Below are 22,629 nucleotides of genomic sequence, written 5' to 3'. Positions count from 1 at the left end.
GATGGTTTCATGAACCTCAGATAAACAGCTGAAATTGTGGTATTTTGGCAACGGATAACGGCAATCCAGGTCAATAATCTTTCGATACGCGGACGTCCGCGCTTTCTCGGCCAAGAGTGGAAATCGACGCCAGCAGAGAAAGCCAACGGGTTACCTGATATTCCATGCGCGTCGCGGAATAGCCTTGGCCATCGGTTATGAGTTCAACATAGGTCTTGCGCGTCAGATATTTTCCAGCCGCGACTGAGGTCCCCTGCCCCTGCGTAGGATCGGCGGCGATGATGCGCAGCCGGTCAAGTCCGGCAGCCTTGCGCACGGCATTGATCGGATCAAGCCCTCCGCCACCCTGGAGCGATCCGACCGCAGAGGCGAGTTGCAACGCCTCCGGCGCGGAAAGATTGGTTATCGATGTTCCGAACAATATGCGGGAAAGCAGCTCGTCCTGCGGCAGGGCGGGCACGCTGGTGAAGCTGATGTCGGGCCTGAGACCTGTGCCACCCACATGGATCATCGCGGTGAGGTCGTTGACGTTGGCTTCCGCATCGATGTCGAGCATGGGATTCGTTGGCGTGCGACCATCAAACTGGATCTTGCCCTCACGCAGTTCGAAACGGCGCCCGGCGAAGGTGTAACCTCCACGAACGAGATCTGCCGTGCCAGAGATTGCAGGACTGGTCACGGTGCCAGCGATATCCAGATTGGCACGCCATTCACTATCAAGGCCCAAACCTGTGACCGTCAGGCGATTACGCGCCCGCGTCTTGATAGCGAGAGCCCACGGCCGATTTGTGCGGGGCCGTTCGATCTCTTCGCCGTTACGGTTGACCTCTGTGACGCGAAGCTCCGGAATCTGGGCGATTGCGGCTGCACGGCCCAAGGTGAAACGGCTGCGATTAAGCAACAGGTCGCCGCCGATAGTTCCATTGACGCCGTCAGAACGCAAGGTGATCGGGCCGGTGACCGTAGCGGCTATGTCGTCGCGGTCCAGCAGCGCGGCATCGTCCGCCTGCAACCGCAAATCCATGCCGACCCCGGCAATTCCGGCGAAGGTGAAGCTGCCCGTCCCGCTGACAGTTCCGCCATTCTTGGCATTGGCGGAAAAACTCGACATGACCAATTGCGCGCCGGAAAACCGTCCACGCGCCTTCACATTATGCAGCCGCATACCGGTCACGGCGCTGTTGATTGATGCCGTGTCAGTCGCGAGCGCGCCGGAAATCACGGGATTACCAAGCGTACCGCGCGCGTCGGCGGAAACACTCACGGGGCCGGAGATGTCGATTATCTCCACCCCGGTCAGGCGCCAAAGCGTATCCGCAGTCCCTCGGAATCGCAGCTGACCAAATAGAGGCGCCCGGTTCAGCCGATCGATCAGGCTCCCTTGCGTGCCAAGCGGCGTCAGCAAGACCTGCGCCCGCCCAATAGTCTGGCCCTCGGCGGCGAACAGCATGCGCGCCGCAAGCCGGTCATTGGTCAGAACCGCGTTCACCCCGGCATCGACGGGCCGGGAACTGAGCGACAATCCCGAACGCGACAGGCCGCGCACGCGTAGTTCCGCCTTTCCGGTGGGCATGCCGCCCCGGCTATGCACATAGCTGAGCGATCCTGTGGCGGTGCCGCCCAGGCCCAGATTATCGTAAGCGATATCCAGAAAGGAAAGCGGCAGCTTCTGCACGCGCCCTTCGATGCGCGTCGTCTGGCCGCTTAGCTCTCCACCCAATTGCAGGGAGCCGCCAGCATAGCTGATGGTCGCCGGTGACAATCGCCAACCGTCAGCACTGCGGGTCAAAAGCGCAGGCCGGGTCAGCCGGATCGCTCGCTTATCCACCGTGCCTCGTGCGGCGACGCGGATGCGATCGGGTTCGACCTGTGCTTCACCTTGCAAGTCAAAAAGACGGCCGCGCTGGCCCGAAAGACTGGCCTTCACCGTTCCGCGCCCGCCGGTCAGATCAGCATTAGCGGCCATCCTGCCGATCAGGATGCCCCCTACTCGCAAGCCTCTGGCCTGCGTCACGGCATTGATCGATGTCCCGGCGGGATCGAGCAGAACCGTCGCTTCCAGCTTGCCGCGACGCACCGCGATTTCCGTGGGACCATCAAAGCTGGCGTCCGTAGCGTCGAGCTTCAGGACCAGTTGCTGAATGTCGTTCACGGGGACAAATGCGATGCTTCCATTGACGGGACCAGCGACATTCAGCTGCCCTTCAAGGCCGCCCGTCATAGGACGCAGATCACCGCTGGCGGTTATCCCGGACAGGGCGAGCTTCGCCACCCTCACAACGGCCTGAGCGCCGCGTGGCAACAGAATTTGGCCCTCACCATTGAAGGCGCCCAGCGTCGATCCGCCTAGAGCTGTGAATTGATACCCGGCGTCGTCCGGGACCAGATGCACGCGCATGTCGGCGACGCCCAATGCGTCGAGTGGCCGTTGAAGCAGCAGGTCAATCGTCGGCTGCTCAATCCTGCCGTCAAGCGTCAGGCGTACCGGCCCATATCGCTGATGCGTGCCGCTGCCTTCAAAATGGAAGCTCCGGTCGGGCCGACGATATCCATCAGCCGAAAGACTGAGCAGCGGCGCTTCAAGGCGCAGCCCCGTGAACATCAGGCGTTTGTCGGCGCCAAGCGAAAGATTGCTCTTCACCACCGGGAGGCCGCCGCCCAGGCCTTGTAGGAAACTGTTGTCCAACCGGCGCACGCGCGCCATTGCCGTCCCGCTGAGGCTGAACGCGCCGTTTCTTCCCGGCACCGCGCGCAGCTTGGACGTCAGATCCACGATGCCGAGACCACGAATGGCCAAGCCGCGTATCTGTCCATCCAGACCGAAATCATAACGACCGGTCCTGAGATCGGCGAGCATGACCAGCTTGCCGCTCAGCTTGTCCGACCGAACCGGCATGGGATTGGTAAGAAGCTGCTGCCCCTTGATCTGCAACGCGCCACCCAGCACGAAATTGCGGATGATGCCTTCGACAAGGTCGCCCTGCCCATCCAGCCGCCGCGCACGCAGGTGCAACGGGATCAGCAACGGCCCATTGCCAACCTTGCGTCCTTTACCCTCTGCGCGCACGTCGCTGATCACCGTGCGGTCGAACGCAAGCTGTCTGGCTCTCAGCAGATATTCGTAGCCGACGCTGGAAAAGGCACCATCCAGCCGCACCCGCGCGGTGACGTCGCGTCCCCGCATCGACTTGAGCAAGGCTTGGGGCCGCGCAAGCTTCACATCGATCAGCAGATTATCAAATGCGGAGTTACGCAGATCGAGGGCGCCATCAGCACTCAACGCGATCGCTTCCGAACGCAGGGACAGTTTACCCTCCAGCACGCGGTCCTTCAGCTCTCCGTGCGCTTCCAGCGAAAGGCGCGGCGAAGCTAGACGCTGTACCAGCCCTTTTCCTGCTATGGCCGATGCTTCGATCGATCCGGTCGCGGAATAGATGCCACTGCGGGCTGCAAGCACCATGTCGACCGCAGGATCACCGTCCAGCGTACCAGCCAGCCTGCCATCCCAGCGTGTCCAGCTGCCCTCCCCCCGAATCCGCAGGTTGCCGTCCTGCCGTAATCCGGCCATGGTCGCTAGGACGCCGCCAGCGGGCGCATTGACAGTTACATCCAGGTCGAACCGATCGTCATCAGGGCGACTGTCGAGCGCGAGGTTGATCGCATCCTCCTGCCCCAGAACCCGGGCGGAAAGGTCGATGACCGCTCTTCGGTCACGTATGTCAGCGTCACCGGAAATGGTGGCCTGTTGAATGCGCCCGCTGATATTTTCGGCTATTATCAGTCGGCCTACCGAAAATTGCATCAACCGGATGTCAAAGCCGGGAAGGATCGGCCCCTTCTGCTTGCCGGGGTTAAGGCGTGGCAGCTTGTGCAGCGTCGCCACGGGAATGTTCAACCGGTCGATGTCCAGACGGTTTGAAAGCCAGGCCAGCGGCCACCAATCCAGTTCTATGCGCGGAGCCGTTAGAAAGGCGCCTTTGGGATCGGACAGCTTCACGCCATGAAGGATGGCGCGGCGGTAAATGCTGCCTTCGATCCGATCGACATGGATACGCAGGCCCGACGGCGGGCTGACCTTTTCGACACGCGCAACCAGGAAGCGGTGTCCGGCCGACGTATCGAGCCACACCAGCGCCGTCGCCGCGATGACCAGGAGAAGGGCAAGCATGCCGACTATCCAACGCTGCCATCGCCCGTCCCAGGCCCGATGGCGCCGCTGCGGCTGCTGCACCTCATCCTCGGCCATCAGAAGGCCTGCCCGAGAGAAACATAGACGGCAACCCGCGGATCACCCTTCTGCGGGTTCAGTGGCGTGCCAACGTCGATCCGGATCGGGCCGAAGCTGCTATAGTAGCGCAGCCCCATGCCCGCGCCGATGCGCATGTCTTTAAAACGTGGCAGGAAGCTGGTGGAGATATTGCCTGCATCCACAAATGGCACGACACCGAAGTTCCCGAAACGAACGCGGGTTTCCAGTGAGAATTCAGCAAGGCTTTTGCCGCCGATCGGATCATTGTTCGCGTCGCGCGGACCGATGTCCTGATAGCCATAGCCCCTGACCGAAGCGCCGCCACCGGCATAGAAGCGCCGCGACGGCGCGATCTGATCGACCGTGGAACCCAGGATCGTACCGAAGCGTGCGCGCGCCGCCAGCACTATCCGTTCATTCACCGGCTGATAAACGCTGCCGTCCAGCTGCACGCGGGAATAGCCGAAGGTCCCATTCTGGAAGGACAGTTCGGGACTGAACCGGCCGCCCAGACGGAAACCCCGGCTCGGGTTCAAAAGGTCGTCACTGCCATCATAGGTGAGAGTGAGCGGCACCGCTCCAATCAGGAATGTGCGCCTGTTACCGCCGCTGAAAGCATCTTTTTCATCCGACGCGATCAGTTCCGCCCCAACGCGCCAGACCCATTTCTTCTGAAACAAGATATTGGTTTGCCGTTCCAGCGCCCCCGACAGGGTAATCGTGCGCGCGTCATAGGCATCGCGCTTGATATTGCTGATCGACACCAGCCCGGTCAGCACATGGTCACGCTCCCGGAAGTTGTTGCGCCGGTAGGTGAAGGACGCGGTTTGTTCCTGCGTCCCAAGCACCCCGCGCAATGTGACGGCGCCTTCTGGCGGAAACAGGTTGCGGTGCTGCCAGCTTACGGCGGCGCGATAACCTTCGCCAGTGCCATAGCCCAGCTCGCCAGCAATGGTCCGCAGCGGCGCGGGCCGGACATCCACGGCCAGATCGACATGCTTCCCATCGCCAGCGTCCTTGGGCGTCAGCGTGACCGACGATACCAGACCGGTGGCAACGATCGCGCTGCGCAAATCCTCGACATCCGACGCCTTGTAAGGATCGTCACGTTCAAAGCGGGCGATGCTCTCCACATGGCGCGCGTTGAACAGCTTGTTGTCCTTAAGGATGACCGATCCAAAGGTGCGGTAGGCACCCGGCGTCACGATGATATCCAGATCGCCCTTGCGTTCTTCATGGTCGATCCGCACCTCCGGCTCGCCAACCCTTGCGAACGGGAAGCCATTTTCACTCATGGCGAGCGAAAGAGAAGCCTGCCCCGCCAGAATCGCATCGGCATCGATGGGATCGCCCGCATGGAGAGGGAAAGCTTCACGCAGCCTTGTTTGCTGCTCGCCCGCTTCGGCCAAGCCCTGGAGATCGACCGAGGAAAGCAGATAGCGCGTCCCCGGCACTATCTCGAACCGCACGGCCAGCCTGCCTTCCTTCTCAGGTGAAACGGAAATAGCGCTACGAACGCGGGCCGCATAATAGCCCTTCGCGCGCAGCAGCCGGTCGAGCAGCTCGCTATCTTCCTTGATCCGTCGGTTTATCTGCGCGAGATTTGCGGGCTTCCCTTCTCCTTCACGCAACACCGACAATTGCTTGAAGCGACTGTCGAACTGTGTGTCCGCTATCCCGTCCAAACCATTGAGCTGAACGGAATAACGCTTTTCCTCACCCGAATCCGCGAAGGCCGCGGCTTCATCAGGCACCTCGACATCGGGATTCTGAAGCCCGGGGCTTGTGACATCATCAGCAAGGTCGGGGGTATCAGCCGGATCGGGAGGCAGTGACGCAACCGCGTCGGGCTGCCCCAGGTCAGGCCATTCCACACCCAGATCAGGCATGGGGGCCAAGGGAAGCTCCTGGTCCGCCACATCCGCAGGCGGTTCCACGATTTGCGCATGCACGGCGGGAGCCGCCAAAAGCAGAGGCAGGATCAAAAGCCGGGAGGCTTGCGACATGGCTGATACGCGGCGAAAAGTCCGCAAGCCCGTGTTCATATCAACGGTCTAGCCCATTTGGGAAAGGAAGCGCCAGCCCGTACGATGATCCTCCGCAGGAAGAAGCGACGAAACGCTTTTCACAAGCCGACGTCAGAAGGCGGTGTTCAGGCGATCCATCAAGGCGCGAGCGGGGCTGTTGTCCACACGGCCGTGCGGACGAGCCATATGGTCCATCCTGTCTTGCAGGCGCGCGACGCGCCCGTACAGTTCCTGACTGGCCTCGATCAAGGCGCGGGCCGCGAAGGGGAAGGCTGCCGCAATATCCGGGTCAGTTTCCGTCGCGCGGCCCAGCCGGTATTTCTCGTCCATCAGGTCGGCGTCTGATAACTCGCCCCGCTGCCATGCCCGCTGGCTCAATAGCCAAGCGATGATGTGCATGAGCCGGGTCGTCACCTTAAGGGATTCGCAGGCGAACGAGACGCGGCGGAGGGGATCTTCGATCTCAGCTTCCGTCATATCACGGCGGTCGAAATAGGCGCGCGCCTCATCGGCCATAACCATGGCTTCAAGATAGAGGCCATCGACAAGACGCCGATGCAAGCCACGGTCCAGAGTGACGGCAGGAGACATAGGCCGAATCACTGACATAAAAGCGGCTGCTTGTCAGTCCCGATGCAGTGATCTGGGGGCAGATTGTATCATTCAGGGCCGTTGTTAACCAACAATCGCACGCAAGGGGCGGTCAGGCGATGATGTCGGGCACCAACGCATCCTCCAAAAGCGCGATCTCGTCGCGGAGTCGGAGCTTGCGTTTCTTGAGGCGGGCGATCTGCATCTGGTCGCGCCCTCCCGCGTCCACGAGCGCCTCGATGGCGCCATCAAGATCGCGATGTTCGACTCGCAGCAGTTCCAGCCGTCGCATGATATCTTCCCGGCTCACCCACTACCCACTTTCTCGGCCATGTTGCGGACAGGCTCCTGATAACTCCCCGGACACTATCGGACCATCGCAAATTTGCACGCGCCCCACCGCAAAGCACCGATTCCGGAAAGACAGGCGGGGCGAATCATGATCTACTCATTCGTCCATCACCCTCATCAGGAGAATGTCATGGAAAACAGCCACGTTTCAGCTCTTTCAGCCAAACATGCCGGGCTTGAGGCACGGATCAAGGCAGAGACGAGTCGGCCGATGCCCGACGCGATCCTGGTTGCCTCGCTCAAGAAGCAAAAGTTGCGGGTGAAAGAGGAAATGTCGCGAAATTGATCCGGCATTAAGATTGAGGGCACGGGGCCGCGGCAAAAGCGGCTCCGCCCTTACTTCCCGGACAATCGGGATTGGCGCGGCGCTGGGAAGCGGCGCGTTTTTTCGTGAAGGAAATGGCGAGAAGAACGCGTTTTGGTCAGCGGCCTATCTGGTGGAGGCGCAGATAGGAGGGGGCGCGGTGGGTGGCGCCGGAGGCTATGGGTTTGCGGGCGAGCCCAGGGTCGATCTCATGATCGAATGCAATACCGATCTTGCCATCTTTGGCCCACACGACCCGGCCGCTGACCCGCCCGACTCCGCGCAGTTCGAGCAGGATGTCGGCTCCCGAAGGGACAGGCCGTTCGCAATCGGCCATCAGGCCGGTTGCCGACAGATTACGCACGCGGGCGCGGCCTAGCGGCGTGCCCTCGTTCGTCGTGAGGTTGGTGAGCAGGAACAGGCTGTCCCGCGGGCCTGACCGTGCAGGTCCCCGTTCCGCCATTCCCTGATCGCTATCCATGCCCAATCCCTTGCAATGACCCGTTTATTTTGGGGCACATTGCCAACGACCAGTGGATAAAGTGTTAATCGTCGCGCGACACCTTTTCCTGCCGCTCATGACGCTCCTGCGCCTCGACAGTCATGGTCGCGATCGGGCGGGCTTCGAGGCGGCCGAGCGAAATGGGTTCGCCGGTCACTTCGCAATAGCCATATTCGCCCTCATCAATGCGGCGGAGCGCCGCGTCGATCTTGGAAATGAGTTTGCGCTGGCGGTCGCGGGTGCGCAGCTCAATCGACCAGTCCGTCTCGCTCGACGCGCGGTCGTTGAGATCGGGTTCGCGCAAGGGTTCATTTTGCAGCACGGCCAGCGTGCCTTCCGCCTCAGCCAGGATCTGCTTTTTCCAGTCCCAGAGCCGCTGGCGAAAATATTCAAGCTGGAGGGGATTCATGAACTCTTCGTCGGGCGAAGGACGATAATCGGGGGGAAGCGTAACAGCCGATTTCGGCGGATTATGGCCGTCTTTATCGGAATTCAGGACCGATGCCATCTGGCTCTCCGACTCGAGGGCTCCGGTTCAAAAGGGCCGGTAGCCCGTGACTTATGATTGACGGCGCCTAATAACGAGCGGCGCGGGGCGACACAAGCGCGCATTCAAGAGAGCGAGCCGAACGCCGGAATTTTGGAACGCTGGCAGCGCCATATGGGGCGATTTACGCGCGCTATCGACGGCATCGGTCACAAAGAAGAACTCAAGCCCGATCATTAACTCCCTTTGTATCAAAACGAGACGTTAACCATGAAGATTGGCGCTGTTCTATATCTGCCACCAACTTATAGCCTATATTCAAGGTTAATGGCGTTGAAGTTTAGCGGTTATCTTGTCTTGTTACAGGGCAGGAAACAGCTTCCGGGTCTCAGAAGGCAACTGACGCGACCAGAAGCTTGAAGACGAACAAGAGTGGATAGCTATGTCGGTACGGATGGCACTGGCCAAATTATGCGCCTGCACATGCGGTGGCGCGATCATCGGCGGTGGCGCCGTCCATGTCGCCGAGAGCGCCCGACCGGCAGGGGTCCAGAGCAGCAAGAGCGTGAAGGCCGCGCCCAAGCGCTATGCCGTTCGTCCGGTCAAGCGCAAGGTGGTGAAGACGGTATCCTGCGCACCGCAAACCGTGTCCGTAACGACGCATGCGGCGCCCATCCCCCTGCCCGCTCCGGTGGCTGCCGCTGAAATGCCGATCATGTCGGGCGGCGGCGGCGTCCCGGTCGTGATGGCAGGCGGCGGCGGCTTTGGCGGCGGCGGGTTCCTCGGCGGCTTCTTCGGCGGCAGCGGCGGTGGCAGCAGCGGCGGATCGGTGGTGATCTCATCGACCAGCAGCTCGACCGGGGGCATCAGCAGCTCGACCAGCTCGACGACGGGCGGCGTTTCGACCTCGACCGGAGGGGTATCGACCTCCACGGGCGGCGTGTCCACGTCCAGCGGGAATGTCTCCACCTCCAGCGGCAACGTGTCCACTTCGAGCGGGAATGTATCGACGTCGAGCGGCAACGTGACGAGCAGCTCGTCATCGTCGACGTCCAGCTCAACCTCTTCTTCCACGTCGTCAAGCACGTCCTCGTCCACTTCGACGTCGTCGAGCACATCCTCGTCCACCTCTTCGAGCAGCTCGGGCGGGTCCAGCAGCAGCGGGGGCCATGATGTGCCCGCGCCGCCAATGGTTCTGCTGTTCGGCGCGGGAGCTGTGGCGCTGATGGCGCGGCGGCGCTTTGCGGAGCGGAAGGCCAAGGCGGCTTGACAGCTTCAGCCCCGATCGGGGGCAGTGCAGCCTTTCACGCGGGGGCGTGAGGAGGGGCGGCCCGTGGGGGAGCCGCCCCTTTTTTGTGGTCAGCGCGTTCAGGCTTGCGCGATGATCTTTTCGATCTCCGGCACGGGGTGATTGGCGAGGTCCTTGGCAATTTCGCCGACCAGGCGGCTTTGCACCTCCTTGTGATAGCGTTTGCGCATTTGGCCGAGCGCAGTCGGCGGGGCGACGATGATCAGCTTATCAAAATCATTGGCGAGTGCGCGACGCTTGAGCAATTCGGTTGCCTCCACGGCAAAGCGCGTCTCTTCCTGCTCATGGAAATCGGTCTGTTGCATCGCGCTGCGATGGCTGCCCACCGAATTGAAGGCGCGGCCGGGCGCGTCGGACGCCTGATCGCGGTCGTAAGGATTTTCCTGAACCTTGACCGCCTCGGCTTCCAGATTGGGCGCCATGCGGTCGCCCTTGTTCCGGAAGAAAAGCATCTTGCGACCGTCGGCAACCAGCACCATCGCGTCATGATCGATCCACATTCCCGGCTCCTTTCCTAATGGCTTGCAATCCCTAACGGACAGGGGCGCACAGGGTTGCGCGGCTGGTCGCGGAACGGCATAGGGCGGACGCATGCATGATATCCGTTTCATCCGCGAAAATCCCGCAGCTTTTGACGCTGGCCTCGCCCGCAGGGGCTTTGCGCTTTCGAGCGCGGACATATTGGCGCTGGATGAGCGCAGCCGGGCGATCAAGACGGAATTGCAGCAGGGTCAGGCCCGCCGCAATGAAGCGAGCAAGGCGATCGGCGCGGCGATGGCGGCCAAGGACATGGAGAAGGCCGAGACGCTGAAGGCCGAAGTCGCGGCGCTGAAAGAAAGCATGCCCGCGCGGGAGGATGAAGACCGGGAAGTGAGCGAAAAGCTGCACGTCCTGCTGTCGGCCATTCCCAACCTGCCCGCCGCCGATGTGCCCGAGGGCGCGGATGAGGCTGACAATGTCGAGGTGAGCCGTTGGGGCGAGCCACGGGAGTTTGGCTTCACGCCGCAGGATCATGCGGATTTCGGCCCGGCGCTGGGGCTGGATTTTGAGGGCGGCGCGGCTTTGTCGGGCGCGCGATTTACGGCGCTGCGTGGGCAGATGGCGCGGCTGCACCGGGCGCTGGCGCAGTTCATGCTGGATCGCCAGTCGGGCGAGAACGGTTATGAGGAAGTGAACCCGCCGCTGCTGGTACGGGATGAGGCGCTATTCGGGACCGGGCAATTGCCGAAGTTCGCCGAAGACCTGTTCCGGACGACGGACGGGCGCTGGCTGATCCCCACCGCTGAAGTCTCCCTCACCAATCTGGTGCGCGAGCAGATTGTCGATGTGGCGAGCCTGCCCATGCGGTTGACGGCGCTGACCCCCTGTTTCCGGTCGGAAGCGGGATCGGCGGGGCGCGACACGCGCGGTTTCATCCGCCAGCATCAGTTCGAGAAGGTGGAACTGATCGCGATCTGCAAGCCGGAAGAATCGGAGGCCGAGCATGAGCGCATGTGCGCGGCGGCCGAGGGCGTGTTGCAGGCGCTTGGCCTGCCCTATCGCAAGGTGCTGCTGTGCACGGGCGACATGGGCTTTGCGGCGGCGAAGACATTCGACCTGGAAGTGTGGTTGCCGAGCCAGCAGACTTATCGCGAGATCAGCTCCATTTCCAACTGCGGCGATTTTCAGGCGCGGCGGATGAATGCGCGGTTCAAGCCCGAGGGTGAGAAGCAGACGCGGTTTCTGCATACGCTGAACGGGTCGGGGCTGGCTGTCGGGCGGACGTTGGTCGCGGTGCTGGAAAATTACCAGCAGGAGGATGGCAGCGTGATCGTGCCTGAGGCGTTGGCGCCTTATATGGGTGGGGTGACGCGGTTGGAGCCTCGGTGATACCAAAGGCCCTCCCGCATTTCGTCACCCCAGCGGAGGCTGGGGTCTCGGTCGGGGGTGGCGTGATCTGGCCTGAGATCCGCTGAGTTCACGGAACAAGTGCAACACCTGCTAGGGGTGTTGTTGCGATGGGACAGAGATATGGCCAGCTCAGCCTTGAGGAGCGGATCGAGATTTACCGCCTGCATGCAGGCGGTAAATCGCAAAGAGCCATAGCGGCGCATCTCGGGCGGGCACCGGCTACGATCAGCCGCGAACTGCGGCGCAACAGCGTGCGAACCAAGGTCTGGCCCGGTGGCTATGAGCCTGTCCGCGCCCAGCAGCTTGCCGAACGCAGGCGCCGATGGGATTGCCGCTTCAAGCTGGAACGCCAACCGGACCTGCGCGGCCTTGTGAGGGACGGCCTTGCGATGGGATGGTCCCCCGAGCAGATCGCAGGCCGATTGACGCGCGAACATGGTCGCACCCTCATCAGCCCTGAGTCAATCTACCGCTTCATCTACCACCGTTCGGCACAGAAGGATTATTGGCACCGCCTGCTGCCGCGCGCCCGGCACAGGCGTGGCCGCTATCCCCGTCAAGGGGGCAGCATGCTCGATATCATCCAGCAGCGCCGCCCGTTGACCGAGCGCCCGCCCGACGCCGACGACCGGCAAAGCCCGGGCCATTGGGAGGCCGATTTCATGCTCTTTGCCCGCTATGGCCAGGCCATCCTCGTCGCCCATGAACGCGCCTCCCGGTTCACGATCATCCACCGGCCACAGGATCGAAAGGCCCCAAGAACCGCAGGCCATCTGGCGGACATGCTGGCCGACCTGCCCCAAACCCTCCGACGCTCCATCGCCTTCGACAATGGACCCGAGTTCGCCCGGCATCACCAGCTCGCAAGCCAGATCGGCATCCAGACCTTCTTCTGCGATGTCCGATCACCCTGGCAGAAAGGCGGCGTCGAAAATGCCATCGGACGCCTGCGTCGCAGCCTGCCGCGCAAAACCAACCTCGATGCCATCACCCCCGATGACATCCTCGCTGCCATACAGCGATACAATCATACGCCAAGAAAATGCCTCGACTTCCTTACTCCCGCAGAGGCATTCTCACGCTTCAATCCAAATGTTGCACTTCAAACGTGAATCTACATCCCAGCGTCCGCTGGGATGACAGGAGTTTGGAGGGACCTGCGCGCACGATGAGGATCAATCCTGCCCGCCCTCCCCTGGCGCAGACCGGATTCCTGCGGCGGCGGTCTTCCATGCCGATATGGGCCGATCTGGCCTGGCGGGTGGGGCTGGTTTTCGGGCTGATCGCGCTGGTGCTGCTGATCCACTGGGTCGGGCGCGATGGACTGAAAGACAATCTGGACGACCATATAAGCTTCATCGACGTTTTGTATTTTACGACTGTGACGGTGACCACGGTGGGCTATGGCGACATTGTGCCGGTCAGCCCCGAAGCGCGGTTGTTCGAGGCGCTGCTGGTGACGCCGATCCGGCTGTTTGTCTGGCTGATCTTTCTGGGGACGGCCTATAATCTGTTTTTCCGCAACATCTTCTACAGGTGGCGCATGGCACGCATTCAGGCCGATCTGCACAATCATATCATCGTGACCGGATTTGGCACCAGCGGCGGCGAGGCTGTGCGGGAACTGCTGGCGCGCGGCATCGATCCGCGTGAGATCGTGGTGGTCGATCCCCAGGAAAGGCCGCTGGTCGAGGCGGAAGATCTGGGCTGCAACGTGATGTGCGGCGATTCGACGCGGGACAAGACGCTGAAGGATGTGGCGATCGACCGGGCGCGGTCCATGATCGTGTCGGCCGGGCGGGACGATACGTCGATCCTGATCACGCTGACGGCGCGGCATCTGGCCCCTCGTCTGCCGATCAGCATCGTCGTGCGGAACGAGGATAATGAGCTGCCCGCGCGGCAGGCTGGCGCGACGACGGTGATCAATCCGGTGAGCTTTGCCGGGCTGCTGCTGGCCGGAAGCACGAGCGGGCGGCATATCGCGGACTATATGGCGGACCTGGCCGCTTCGGGCGGGCGGGTGAAGCTGCACGAGCGCGTGGCGCTGGCGGAGGAGATTGGCGGGCCTTTGTCGGCGATCGGGACCGGGCTTGGCGTGCGAATCTATCGGGGTGAGCGGGTCATCGGCTTTTGGGAGGAAGGCGCGCAGAGACTCGAGCCGGGCGACCTTATCATCGAGATTGTTCAGGGGGATGGCGCGGACGAGACGCGCTAATCCGGCCGGTCTTTCGGGCGGGCGTGACATTTGGCGCAAAAATCCCTATGTGCGCGCCGATCATGGCAACCAAAATTCCTGAAGCGCCGAAGGTCGGCATGGTGTCGCTCGGCTGTCCCAAGAACCTGGTCGACAGCGAACGCATCCTGACCAAGCTGCGCTCCGACGGCTATCTGATGTCCGCCGACTATGCGGGCGCGGACGTGGTGCTGGTGAATACCTGCGGTTTCCTCGATTCGGCGAAGGAAGAGTCGCTGGAGGCGATTGGCGAGGCGATTGCGGAAAATGGCCGCGTCATCGTGACGGGCTGCATGGGTGACGAGGCGGACGTGATCCGCGCCAAGTTCCCGCAGGTGCTGGCTGTTACGGGCGCGCATCAATATGAGCAGGTGGTGAATGCGGTGCATGATGCGTCGCCGCCGGTGCCGAATGCCTTTGTCGATCTGGTGCCTGAGGGTGGCCTGAAACTGACGCCGCGGCACTACAGCTATTTGAAGATTTCCGAGGGCTGCAACCATCGCTGCTCCTTCTGCATCATTCCCTCGATCCGGGGCGATCTGGTGTCGCGCAGGATCGATGCGGTGCTGCGCGAGGCGGAGAAGCTGGTGCATGCGGGGACGAAGGAACTGCTGGTGATCAGCCAGGATACGTCGGCCTATGGCGTCGATACTCGGCATGAACCGCGCGCCTGGAAGGGCCGCGAAGTGCGGGCGCATATGACCGACCTTGCGCGTGAATTGGGGCAGCTGCGGACGAGCGAGGGCGTGGCCCCGTGGGTACGGCTGCACTATGTCTATCCCTATCCGCATGTGGATCAGGTGATCCCGCTGATGGCAGCGGGGCTGCTGACGCCCTATCTGGACATTCCGTTCCAGCATGCTTCGCCCACTGTGCTGAAGGCAATGAAGCGGCCCGCGAACGAGGCGAAGGTGCTGGACCGCATCCGCAAGTGGCGGAGCATTTGCCCGGACATCGCGATCCGTTCGAGCTTCGTCGTCGGCTTCCCCGGTGAGACGGAGGCGGATTTCCAATATCTGCTGGATTGGCTGGACGAGGCGCAGCTCGATCGCGTGGGGGCGTTCCGGTTCGAGCCGGTCGAGGGCGCGGCGGCCAATGAGTTGCCCGGCGCGGTGCCGGAAGAGGTCAAGGAAGAACGCTACCAGCGGATCATGGAGAAGACGGCTGCGATCAGCGCCGCCAAGTTGCAGGCGAAGGTCGGGCGCGTGCTGCCGGTGATCATCGACGAGGCCGGCGAGCCGGACGAGGACGGTTCGATCGGCGCAACCGCGCGTAGCCAGGCTGATGCGCCGGAGATCGACGGGAATGTTTTCCTGCGTGATGTCGGTGAAGGGCGGAAGGCTGGCGACATACTCGACGTGGTGATCGAGGATGCGGACGAGCATGATCTTTACGGAGCACCGGTGGCGTAATGTGAATCAACCCAGGAAGCATTACGCCTGGAAGAGAGTACTCTAATCTAAATCTCCTGACCCGTTCGGGCTGAGCCTGTCGAAGCCCTTCCCTTCTTAAGGAAGTAGAGCCCTTCGACAAGCTCAGGGCGAACGGAGGAGGGGTGGTGTTCTATGCAACAGCTATGGCCGGTCAGCCTCCCACGAACGCGTCCTGATATTCGGTCTTGATCGTTTTCAACATGACCCCATCGACGGCCAGCGGGACTTCATAGGTCCCTTCCGAATAGGGACCGGCGCTGTAGGGACCGACGACGACGACGATCCGGTCTATGAGCTTGCCGCCGCGCGAGGTGGGGACGAGGACTTCCTTCATCGGGTCGATGCATTGGGTGAAGGGATCATCGCCGCGCATGATCGGCCCGCCACGCTTTTTCGCGCGGGCCTTGTCCAGACCATCGCAGAAGGAATCGTGGATCGCGGCGGCGAAGGCGGTGGGCGAGGTCATGAGCGCCTGCACGCTGGTTTCCCGCTTGCGCGCCTTGTCCCATAGCAGCACGTCATAGCCAGTCATGCCATGCGCGCCGCCGGTGTAGGTGTAGCGGCTGGAACGGAGCGACAGGAAGCGCGGCGTGTCGGCGGCGACTGTCCAGCGCGTTTCCAGACTATGGGCGTGGAAGGGGAAGCCGGACTGCTGCGCCGATTTGCGGTCGTCCGCCGCCATCTTGAGCGCGTCGGCCTTTCCGCTTTCCATGTCCTTGCGCAATTTTGCGGCGATCTGCGGCACGGCGGAGGCTTGGGCAGGCCAGGCGTAGAGGAATTCCAGCGGGTCGGTCTTTTCAGCCTGTTGGAAAGGCTGGGACGGCGGCTTTGGCTGTTCGGCGCCTGCCATCCGGTTGACGAAATTGGCCGTGGCGACATCATTGCCGCTGTCAGCGACATTATCCGTTGCCTGGTCACCAACGGAGGGGGAGCAGGCACAGAGAAAGAGGGCCAGTCCTGCGACTGGCCCTGCCTTCATTCGCATCGGTAAGCGCTGCATCAGTGCGGCTTGGCCGCCAGACAACGCTCGCTGATCGCCTTGCGGGCATAGCTGCTCTGAAGAACGGCGGCGGCGTTGGGCCAACCTTCCGCGATCAGGGCTTGTTCAACCTGATGCGCGCCGTCAAACCGCCCGCTTTCGGCGAGTTGATAGGCACGCGCACGAAGCGCCTGCTGCCGCGCATTATCGCCATGCATTACCATGTCTCTCTCCTTGCCAGTTTGCGTTGACATCAATCTAGACCCTTTGCCGGTCAGGGGCAAATGCGGGATGGCCGCATCGAGGCGCCGACATCGCAAAAATGGGGCTTTCCAACCCCATCATCCTTGTCCAGAATCCTGCCCATGACCGATTATTCCGACCTGCTGAAAGCAGATAACAATCAGCCCGCTCATATGATCCAGATCATCGATGCGGAAAGCTTCGAAAGCTGGCTTTCCGCGCAGCCGCAGCGCGTCCGGACGATCATCGCGGCGCAGAAGTTCGCGGGCAAGGGATATGAGCATGCGATCATTCCGGGAGATGATCCGTCGGACTGGTCGGTGGTCGCGGGGGTCGCGAACAAAGCGAAACTCAGTAGCTGGTGCCTCGCCAAGCTGGCCGAAGCATTGCCCGAGGGTCAATATCGTCTGGCGGAGGGGACGGCCGGGCCAGCCATGCTCGGCTGGCTGACAGCGCAATATCGGTTTGACCGCTATCGCCGTGATGAAAATAGCGCAGGGCCGCGCGTGCTGCTGACCAGCGAGGTGGCGCAGATCGACCCGGCGGTCAGGCTGGCGGAGGCCGTGGCGCTGGTGCGCGACCTGGTCAATATTCCCGCTGGCGACATGGGGCCTCAACAGTTGGAGGAGGAAGCGGCGAAGGTCGCCGAAGCCTTTGGCGCGCGCTTCTCGGTGACGAAGGGGGACCCGCTGGAGCAGGGTTTCCCGATGATCCACGCCGTGGGCCGGGCAGCGGGCAAGGACTTTGCCCCGCGCCTGATCGAATTGCGCTGGGGCAATGCCAAGCATCCGCGCATCGCCATCATCGGCAAGGGCGTCTGTTTCGACAGCGGCGGGCTGGACATCAAGCCATCGTCGGCCATGCGCCTGATGAAGAAGGATATGGGCGGCGCGGCCCATGCGATCGCTCTCGCCCGGTTGATCATGGGTGCGCGCTTGCCGGTGCAGTTGCACCTGCTGATCCCGGCGGCGGAAAATGCGGTGGGGGGCAACGCCTTCCGCCCCGGCGACATATTGCGCAGCCGCAAAGGGCTGACGGTGGAGATCGGCAATACCGATGCGGAAGGGCGGCTGGTGCTGGCCGATGCCTTGGCGCTGGCGGGAGAGGATGAGCCCGAACTCGTCATCGACTATGCGACGCTGACCGGCGCGGCGCGGGTGGCGGTGGGTCCCGACCTCCCTGCCCTCTTCACCAATGATGATGCGCTGGCCGCTGAAATGGACGCGGCGGGCAGCGAAGTGGACGACCCGAGTTGGCGCCTGCCATTGTGGGATGGTTATGCCGACATGCTGAAGTCGGACATCGCCGATATCAACAATGCGGGCGAAGGGGGCTTTGCGGGCGCGATCACCGCCGCGCTGTTCCTGAAGCGGTTCGTGCCGGACAAGGCGAAGTGGCTGCATCTCGACACCTTCGCCTGGCGGCCGTCGCCAAAGCCCGGGCGGCCAAAGGGGGGCGAGGCATTGGGCCTGCGCGCCGTTTTCCGCATGCTGCAACAACGTTATGAAAAATCAGGGCAGAAATGACCTTTGGCATAGGGCCGTTACGCAACCGGATTGGCCATTGTGCGTTACGGGGGCATGGATGCCGCTTCTGCACAGGAACAGACGACTGAGCTGAACCGCCCAGGTCTGAAACAACTTGCCCAATGGATGCGCACGCTGGTCGATTATGTGCGATCCGGCAGGCCCGACCTTACCAACCGGCAAATGGCGTTGATGATGACCGTTTACATCAGCGCGGGGCCGCATACGGTGCGGGGACTCGCCGAGGCGCTGCATGTGTCGAAGCCGGTTATTACCCGCGCGCTGAACAAGCTTTCGGCGCTCGGATATCTTCGCCGGGAGCGGGATGCGGCCGATCGGCGTAATATTTTTATCACTCGCACCCCCAAAGGGGCGGAATTCCTTGACGCGTTTCACCATTTCATCGCAGGAACCGGCCGCGATGAACGCCACGACTTCAACTCCGCGGAACGCACCGCCTGAACGTATCCGGTTCAAACTAGACGGCCGCTCCGTCAAGCTGGACAGCCGCATCCACGCCGCGCGCGGAGACCTGGCTGACCTGTCGCTGGCAGGGGTGCTGTTCTCCGCGCATTATGCCCGTTCGATAGAACTGACCTGCGTTGCGGCGGGGACGCCTCTGCTGTCCTCGCCCGCCGTCACGGCTACGGCCGTCAGCGAATTGCTGCGCGGCGAAAGCTTCCATGCGCTGGACATGACCACGGACTGGGCCTGGGGCTTTTGCGGGCATGACGGCTATGTCGGCTATGTGCGGCGCGAGGCGCTGGACACGCATGAAGAGACGAACCACCGGATTTTCGCTGGCACCGCGCCGCTATTCAGCGCGGCCGACATCAAGTCGCCCATTCGCGATTACTGGCCGGGCGGCGCGCTGTTCACCGGACAGGCAGCGGACGGCTTCGTCGCTTGTGCCGAAGGATATGTCCATGAACGGCATGCCGTCAGCGCCGATGCCACGGAAAGCGATTGGGTCGCCGTGGCGCTGCGCTATCTGGGGCAACCCTATGTATGGGGCGGACGGGGACATCGGGGCATCGACTGTTCGGGACTTGTGCAGGTTGCTCTGGGCCAGTGCGAGATCAAAGCACCGCGCGACACGGATTTGCAGCGGGAAGGCATTGGCAACCCCCTGCCCTCCGACGAGCCGTTGAAGCGTGGCGACTTCGTCTTTTTCCCCGGCCATGTTGGCATCATGACGGACGGCGACAATCTGCTGCATGCCAATGCCCATTGGATGGCGGTAGTTGTTGAACCATTGGCGGATGTGGTCGCCCGGCTGGCGGCTGACCATGCGGAACCGATAATTTCGCGGCGGAGGATCGGCGCGTGACCCACAAGATTTTCATCGACGGCGGTGTCGGCACCACGGGGCTTGAGATTGTCGAGCGGTTGGCCGGAAGGCCCGAGCTGTCCTTTATCACGCTGGACGAGGACAAGCGGAAGGATGCGGCGGCGCGGCGGGAGGCTTTGAACGCCGCCAATATCGTGATCCTGTGCCTGCCCGATGATGCAGCGCGGGAAGCGGTGGCGTTGATCGACAATGACCGCACCCGCGTGATCGATGCATCGACCGCGCATCGCGTGGCGGACGGTTGGACCTATGGCTTTGCGGAGCTGGAGCCAGGGCATCGAGAAAAGCTGGCGAACGCGCGGTTCGTGTCCAATCCCGGGTGTTGGCCCACCGGCTTCCTGGCGCTGGTGCGGCCATTGGTGCTTGGCGGACTGCTGCCTGCCGACTGGCCGGTGACGGTGTCGGGCGCGTCGGGCTATTCCGGCGGCGGCAAGGCGATGATCGCGGAGTTTGAGGGGACAAGCGGCGCACCCAGTGCGTTCCGGCCCTATGGCCTGAGCATGACGCACAAGCATATCCCGGAGATGCTGCGCTATTCGGGGCTATCGCATCCGCCGATCTTTGCGCCTGCGGTGGCCAATGCCTATCGCGGCATGATCGTCGAAGTGCCATTGCAGCTGCGCGCTATGACGGGTGCGCCCAAGGTCGTGGACGTTCATGCCGCGCTGGCCGAGGCTTATGCGGGATCGCCGATCGTGAGCGTGGTTTCGCTTGAGGAGAGCGCTGCGATGGGTCAGGTCGCGATCGAGCATGTCGGTGCGACGGATCGACTGGCGCTGTTCGTGTTCGGCAATGAGGCGGCGGGTCAGGTGCGGCTGGTGGCGGCGCTCGACAATCTGGGCAAGGGCGCGGCGGGGGCTGCGGTGCAGAACCTCAATATTCTGGCGGGACTGCCCGAGACGGCTGGACTGCGGCTTTAGGGCACGCTGATGATAGGGCGCAGTGCGTCCAATCGAAACACTCAATCCGTTCGGGCTGAGCTTGTCGAAGCCCTCTTCTTCCTAAAAAAGTAGAGCCCTTCGACAAGCTCAGGGCGAACGGTATTGAGAGGGTGCCGATATAAAGCGCGAAGCTTAGTGAACCGTGCCGAGTGGCGCGTCGTAGGTGAGCAGCACGATCAGCCGCTCGATCTGACGCCAGTGGCAGAAATGGATATGGTTGCCGAGGTCGCGGCTGCGGTCGGCGCGCGCGGCGGCTTCATAGCCCGCATTGTCACCGAAGGCCGCCATCAGCTCCGCCGCGTCGTCATAGCTTTTGCGGTCGGAAAGATATGGCAACTGCATGTGAACCCCCGAAAAAATCTCGCCGCGATGGGAAACGAGGGTTCAATTGCCGTGCCAGTTTCCGGCTTCCACGGGTAGCAGCGGCTTTCGAGGGTGAATGGGACGTTAGGCAAGTCCCGTTGCGGTACAGTCGTCCTGCAACGGGACTGGGCTGTCTCGCGACGGGACTGGGCTGTCCCGCGACGGGGCGACCCGCAAAGGCTCTGGTCTTGGCGGGCGGGTCGTGGCAAGGGCGGTGCCGATGACCAATGGCAAGAAGAATCCGACCGGCGCGGGCGCCATTATCGCACTGCTGATAGTGGGCGGCGCGATCATCGGTGGCCTGATGGGGCAGCCGAGCGCGGGCCTGCTGACCGGCGCGGCGCTGGGGGGCATAATCGCGCTGCTGCTGTGGTTGCGCGAACGGGGCTGACGGGGCGCCTTGCCGCGCGGGAATTCGCAGCATAGACAGGCGGCATGAAGAAGCATCTGATCGCCATCACACTGATCCTCCTGCTGATCGCCGGGGGCGTCATTCTCTATCTGGCGCAAGGGGATACGGCGAAGCTGGCGGCGGGTGCGGACACGGGCAAAGAGCCTGTTTTCACCTCTCCTCGCAGCGAGCTCATACCCACCATCAACGTCGCTGAAGTGAAGCTGTGGACGGCGGGCGAGAAGCCGGTGGCGGCGAAGGGCCTTGCCGTTGCGCGCTTTGCCGAGGGGCTGGCGCATCCTCGATCGATGCTGGTGCTGCCCAATGGCGATATATTGGTGGCCGAGACGAACAGCCCGCCCCGTCCGTCTGGCGGGATCGTCGATCGGGTGATGACGTACCTGATGGACAAGGCTGGCGCGGGCGTGCCTTCGGCCAACCGCATCACCTTGCTGCGCGACGCGGATGGCGATGGGCGGGCGGAGGTGAAGACGCCGTTCCTGACCGGGCTCAATTCGCCCTATGGCATGGCGCTGGTGGAGGGCACGCTCTACGTCGCCAACACCGACGCGCTGATGGCCTTCCCCTATAAGGAGGGCGAGACGCGGATCACCGCCCAGGGGCGCAAGATTCTGAACCTGCCCGCGAATGCACCTAACCAACATTGGACGAAGAGTCTGGTCGCAGGTCCCACCGGGCTGCTCTATGTGGGCGTCGGGTCCAACAGCAACATCGCCGAGGGCGGCCTCGACGCGGAGGCGAACCGCGCGGCGGTGCTGGAGGTCAACCCCAGGACCGGCGACTATCGCATTTACGCTTCGGGCCTGCGCAATCCGGTGGGGCTGGCTTTCGAGCCCAATAGCGGGGCGCTGTGGGGCGTGGTGAATGAGCGCGACATGCTGGGCAGCGATCTGGTGCCGGACTATCTGACGCGGGTCGAATTTGGCGGCTTCTATGGCTGGCCGTGGAATTATTGGGGCGGTTATGAGGACCGCCGCGTCCAGCCGCAACGGCCGGAAGTGCGCGAATATACCAAGCGGCCCGACTATGCGCTGGGCAACCATGTCGCGCCGCTGGGGCTGGCCTTTGCCGACAAGGTGAAGATTGGCGAGGCGTTCGCGAACGGCGCCTTTGTGGGGCTGCATGGCAGCTGGAACCGGAAGCCTGCGGCGGGCTACAAGGTGGTCTTCGTGCCCTTTGCGGCGAATGGCGAGGTGGGCAAGGCGAAGCCCGTCGATGTGCTGACCGGCTTTCTGGATGCCGATGGCCATGCGCGGGGGCGGCCTGTGGATGTCGCGGGCGACGCGAAGGGTGCGCTGCTGGTCAGCGACGATGTCGGCGGCGTGATCTGGCGGGTGACTGGCGGCAAGTGATTGAGAGCGCGATCGCATTACGCGGGCCATCCGCATCAAGGCTTCTTTTCCGTCACCCCGGGCTTGACCGGGGTCCCGCTGCC

The 22,629-nt window shown here is 62.6% G+C and carries 22 protein-coding genes; 11 read left to right on the top strand and 11 right to left on the bottom strand.

Going from position 1 to position 22,629, the window contains the following annotated elements; genetic code table 11:
- Window positions 1–70: 70 nt before the first annotated feature.
- From ACZ5U1_RS02105 to ACZ5U1_RS02090, 4 genes are all read right to left on the bottom strand, one after another.
- Window positions 71–4,168: a translocation/assembly module TamB domain-containing protein gene (locus ACZ5U1_RS02105; RefSeq protein WP_464779167.1), complete on the bottom strand. Its 4,098-nt coding sequence runs from the start codon at window positions 4,166–4,168 to the stop codon at window positions 71–73.
- A gap of 77 nt (window positions 4,169–4,245) precedes the next feature.
- Window positions 4,246–6,294, bottom strand: coding sequence for an autotransporter assembly complex protein TamA (locus ACZ5U1_RS02100; protein WP_464779166.1), 2,049 nt, complete (start codon window positions 6,292–6,294; stop codon window positions 4,246–4,248).
- A 93-nt stretch (window positions 6,295–6,387) separates the two neighbouring features.
- Window positions 6,388–6,867 (bottom strand): DUF1465 family protein, encoded by a 480-nt coding sequence (locus tag ACZ5U1_RS02095; protein ID WP_196225703.1) that lies wholly within the window; start codon window positions 6,865–6,867, stop codon window positions 6,388–6,390.
- A gap of 112 nt (window positions 6,868–6,979) precedes the next feature.
- Complete coding sequence (locus ACZ5U1_RS02090; protein WP_464779165.1) at window positions 6,980–7,159, bottom strand: YdcH family protein; 180 nt, start codon at window positions 7,157–7,159, stop codon at window positions 6,980–6,982.
- Window positions 7,160–7,348: 189 nt separating this feature from the next.
- Here ACZ5U1_RS02090 and ACZ5U1_RS02085 point away from each other — a divergent pair, with 189 nt between their 5' ends.
- Window positions 7,349–7,504, top strand: a complete 156-nt coding sequence (locus ACZ5U1_RS02085; protein WP_196225701.1) for a YdcH family protein — start codon at window positions 7,349–7,351, stop codon at window positions 7,502–7,504.
- Between the two features lie 136 nt (window positions 7,505–7,640).
- On the opposite strand, the gene ACZ5U1_RS02080 is transcribed toward ACZ5U1_RS02085, so the two are convergent.
- The 4 genes from ACZ5U1_RS02080 to ACZ5U1_RS02065 form a co-directional block, all read right to left on the bottom strand.
- The gene (locus ACZ5U1_RS02080; RefSeq protein WP_464779164.1) at window positions 7,641–8,003 is read right to left on the bottom strand and encodes a PilZ domain-containing protein; all 363 of its coding nucleotides are present in this window, start codon (window positions 8,001–8,003) and stop codon (window positions 7,641–7,643) included.
- Window positions 8,004–8,067: 64 nt separating this feature from the next.
- On the bottom strand, window positions 8,068–8,532 hold the full coding sequence (gene dksA, locus ACZ5U1_RS02075; RefSeq protein ID WP_464779163.1) for an RNA polymerase-binding protein DksA: 465 nt from the start codon (window positions 8,530–8,532) through the stop codon (window positions 8,068–8,070).
- Between the two features lie 564 nt (window positions 8,533–9,096).
- Window positions 9,097–9,771, bottom strand: coding sequence for a hypothetical protein (locus tag ACZ5U1_RS02070; RefSeq protein ID WP_464779162.1), 675 nt, complete (start codon window positions 9,769–9,771; stop codon window positions 9,097–9,099).
- Window positions 9,772–9,879: 108 nt separating this feature from the next.
- On the bottom strand, window positions 9,880–10,320 hold the full coding sequence (locus ACZ5U1_RS02065; RefSeq protein WP_464779161.1) for a host attachment family protein: 441 nt from the start codon (window positions 10,318–10,320) through the stop codon (window positions 9,880–9,882).
- A gap of 91 nt (window positions 10,321–10,411) precedes the next feature.
- Here ACZ5U1_RS02065 and serS point away from each other — a divergent pair, with 91 nt between their 5' ends.
- From serS to rimO, 4 genes are all read left to right on the top strand, one after another.
- A complete protein-coding gene (serS, locus tag ACZ5U1_RS02060) occupies window positions 10,412–11,689 on the top strand; it encodes a serine--tRNA ligase (protein ID WP_464779160.1) in 1,278 nt (425 codons plus the stop codon).
- 128 nt (window positions 11,690–11,817) lie between these two features.
- Window positions 11,818–12,822, top strand: coding sequence for an IS30 family transposase (locus ACZ5U1_RS02055; protein WP_464779159.1), 1,005 nt, complete (start codon window positions 11,818–11,820; stop codon window positions 12,820–12,822).
- 56 nt (window positions 12,823–12,878) lie between these two features.
- A complete protein-coding gene (locus tag ACZ5U1_RS02050; protein ID WP_464779158.1) occupies window positions 12,879–13,928 on the top strand; it encodes a potassium channel family protein in 1,050 nt (349 codons plus the stop codon).
- Between the two features lie 47 nt (window positions 13,929–13,975).
- The gene (gene rimO, locus ACZ5U1_RS02045; RefSeq protein ID WP_464779157.1) at window positions 13,976–15,358 is read left to right on the top strand and encodes a 30S ribosomal protein S12 methylthiotransferase RimO; all 1,383 of its coding nucleotides are present in this window, start codon (window positions 13,976–13,978) and stop codon (window positions 15,356–15,358) included.
- Window positions 15,359–15,530: 172 nt separating this feature from the next.
- Here the strand turns inward: rimO and ACZ5U1_RS02040 are convergent, their stop codons facing one another.
- Window positions 15,531–16,379, bottom strand: coding sequence for a DUF4163 domain-containing protein (locus tag ACZ5U1_RS02040; RefSeq protein ID WP_464779156.1), 849 nt, complete (start codon window positions 16,377–16,379; stop codon window positions 15,531–15,533).
- Window positions 16,379–16,582 (bottom strand): hypothetical protein, encoded by a 204-nt coding sequence (locus ACZ5U1_RS02035; protein ID WP_196225693.1) that lies wholly within the window; start codon window positions 16,580–16,582, stop codon window positions 16,379–16,381. Before ACZ5U1_RS02035 ends, ACZ5U1_RS02040 begins: the two co-directional genes overlap by 1 nt.
- A gap of 141 nt (window positions 16,583–16,723) precedes the next feature.
- On the opposite strand from ACZ5U1_RS02035, the gene ACZ5U1_RS02030 reads away from it, so the two are divergent.
- Genes ACZ5U1_RS02030 through argC form a run of 4 tightly spaced genes read left to right on the top strand, consistent with a single transcriptional unit; the run spans window position 16,724 to window position 20,398 of the window.
- Window positions 16,724–18,127 carry a leucyl aminopeptidase family protein gene (locus tag ACZ5U1_RS02030; protein WP_464779155.1) on the top strand — a complete coding sequence of 468 codons (1,404 nt, stop codon included), beginning with the start codon at window positions 16,724–16,726 and terminating at the stop codon, window positions 18,125–18,127.
- Window positions 18,128–18,181: 54 nt separating this feature from the next.
- Window positions 18,182–18,589: a MarR family winged helix-turn-helix transcriptional regulator gene (locus ACZ5U1_RS02025; RefSeq protein ID WP_196225691.1), complete on the top strand. Its 408-nt coding sequence runs from the start codon at window positions 18,182–18,184 to the stop codon at window positions 18,587–18,589.
- Window positions 18,549–19,457, top strand: coding sequence for a C40 family peptidase (locus ACZ5U1_RS02020; RefSeq protein WP_464779154.1), 909 nt, complete (start codon window positions 18,549–18,551; stop codon window positions 19,455–19,457). Before ACZ5U1_RS02025 ends, ACZ5U1_RS02020 begins: the two co-directional genes overlap by 41 nt.
- Window positions 19,454–20,398, top strand: a complete 945-nt coding sequence (argC, locus tag ACZ5U1_RS02015) for an N-acetyl-gamma-glutamyl-phosphate reductase (protein WP_464779153.1) — start codon at window positions 19,454–19,456, stop codon at window positions 20,396–20,398. The genes ACZ5U1_RS02020 and argC overlap by 4 nt, the downstream gene beginning before the upstream one ends.
- A gap of 153 nt (window positions 20,399–20,551) precedes the next feature.
- On the opposite strand, the gene ACZ5U1_RS02010 is transcribed toward argC, so the two are convergent.
- The gene (locus tag ACZ5U1_RS02010; protein ID WP_464779152.1) at window positions 20,552–20,761 is read right to left on the bottom strand and encodes a hypothetical protein; all 210 of its coding nucleotides are present in this window, start codon (window positions 20,759–20,761) and stop codon (window positions 20,552–20,554) included.
- 241 nt (window positions 20,762–21,002) lie between these two features.
- Between ACZ5U1_RS02010 and ACZ5U1_RS02005 the strand changes: the two genes are divergently transcribed.
- Window positions 21,003–21,173: a hypothetical protein gene (locus ACZ5U1_RS02005; protein ID WP_464779151.1), complete on the top strand. Its 171-nt coding sequence runs from the start codon at window positions 21,003–21,005 to the stop codon at window positions 21,171–21,173.
- Between the two features lie 44 nt (window positions 21,174–21,217).
- Complete coding sequence (locus tag ACZ5U1_RS02000) at window positions 21,218–22,546, top strand: PQQ-dependent sugar dehydrogenase (RefSeq protein WP_464779150.1); 1,329 nt, start codon at window positions 21,218–21,220, stop codon at window positions 22,544–22,546.
- Window positions 22,547–22,629 lie beyond the last annotated feature (83 nt).

This window comes from Sphingobium sp. TomTYG72 (genome assembly GCF_055394715.1).
Note: the sequence above shows the minus strand (reverse complement) of the source record. Positions and strands in the feature narration are given on the sequence as shown.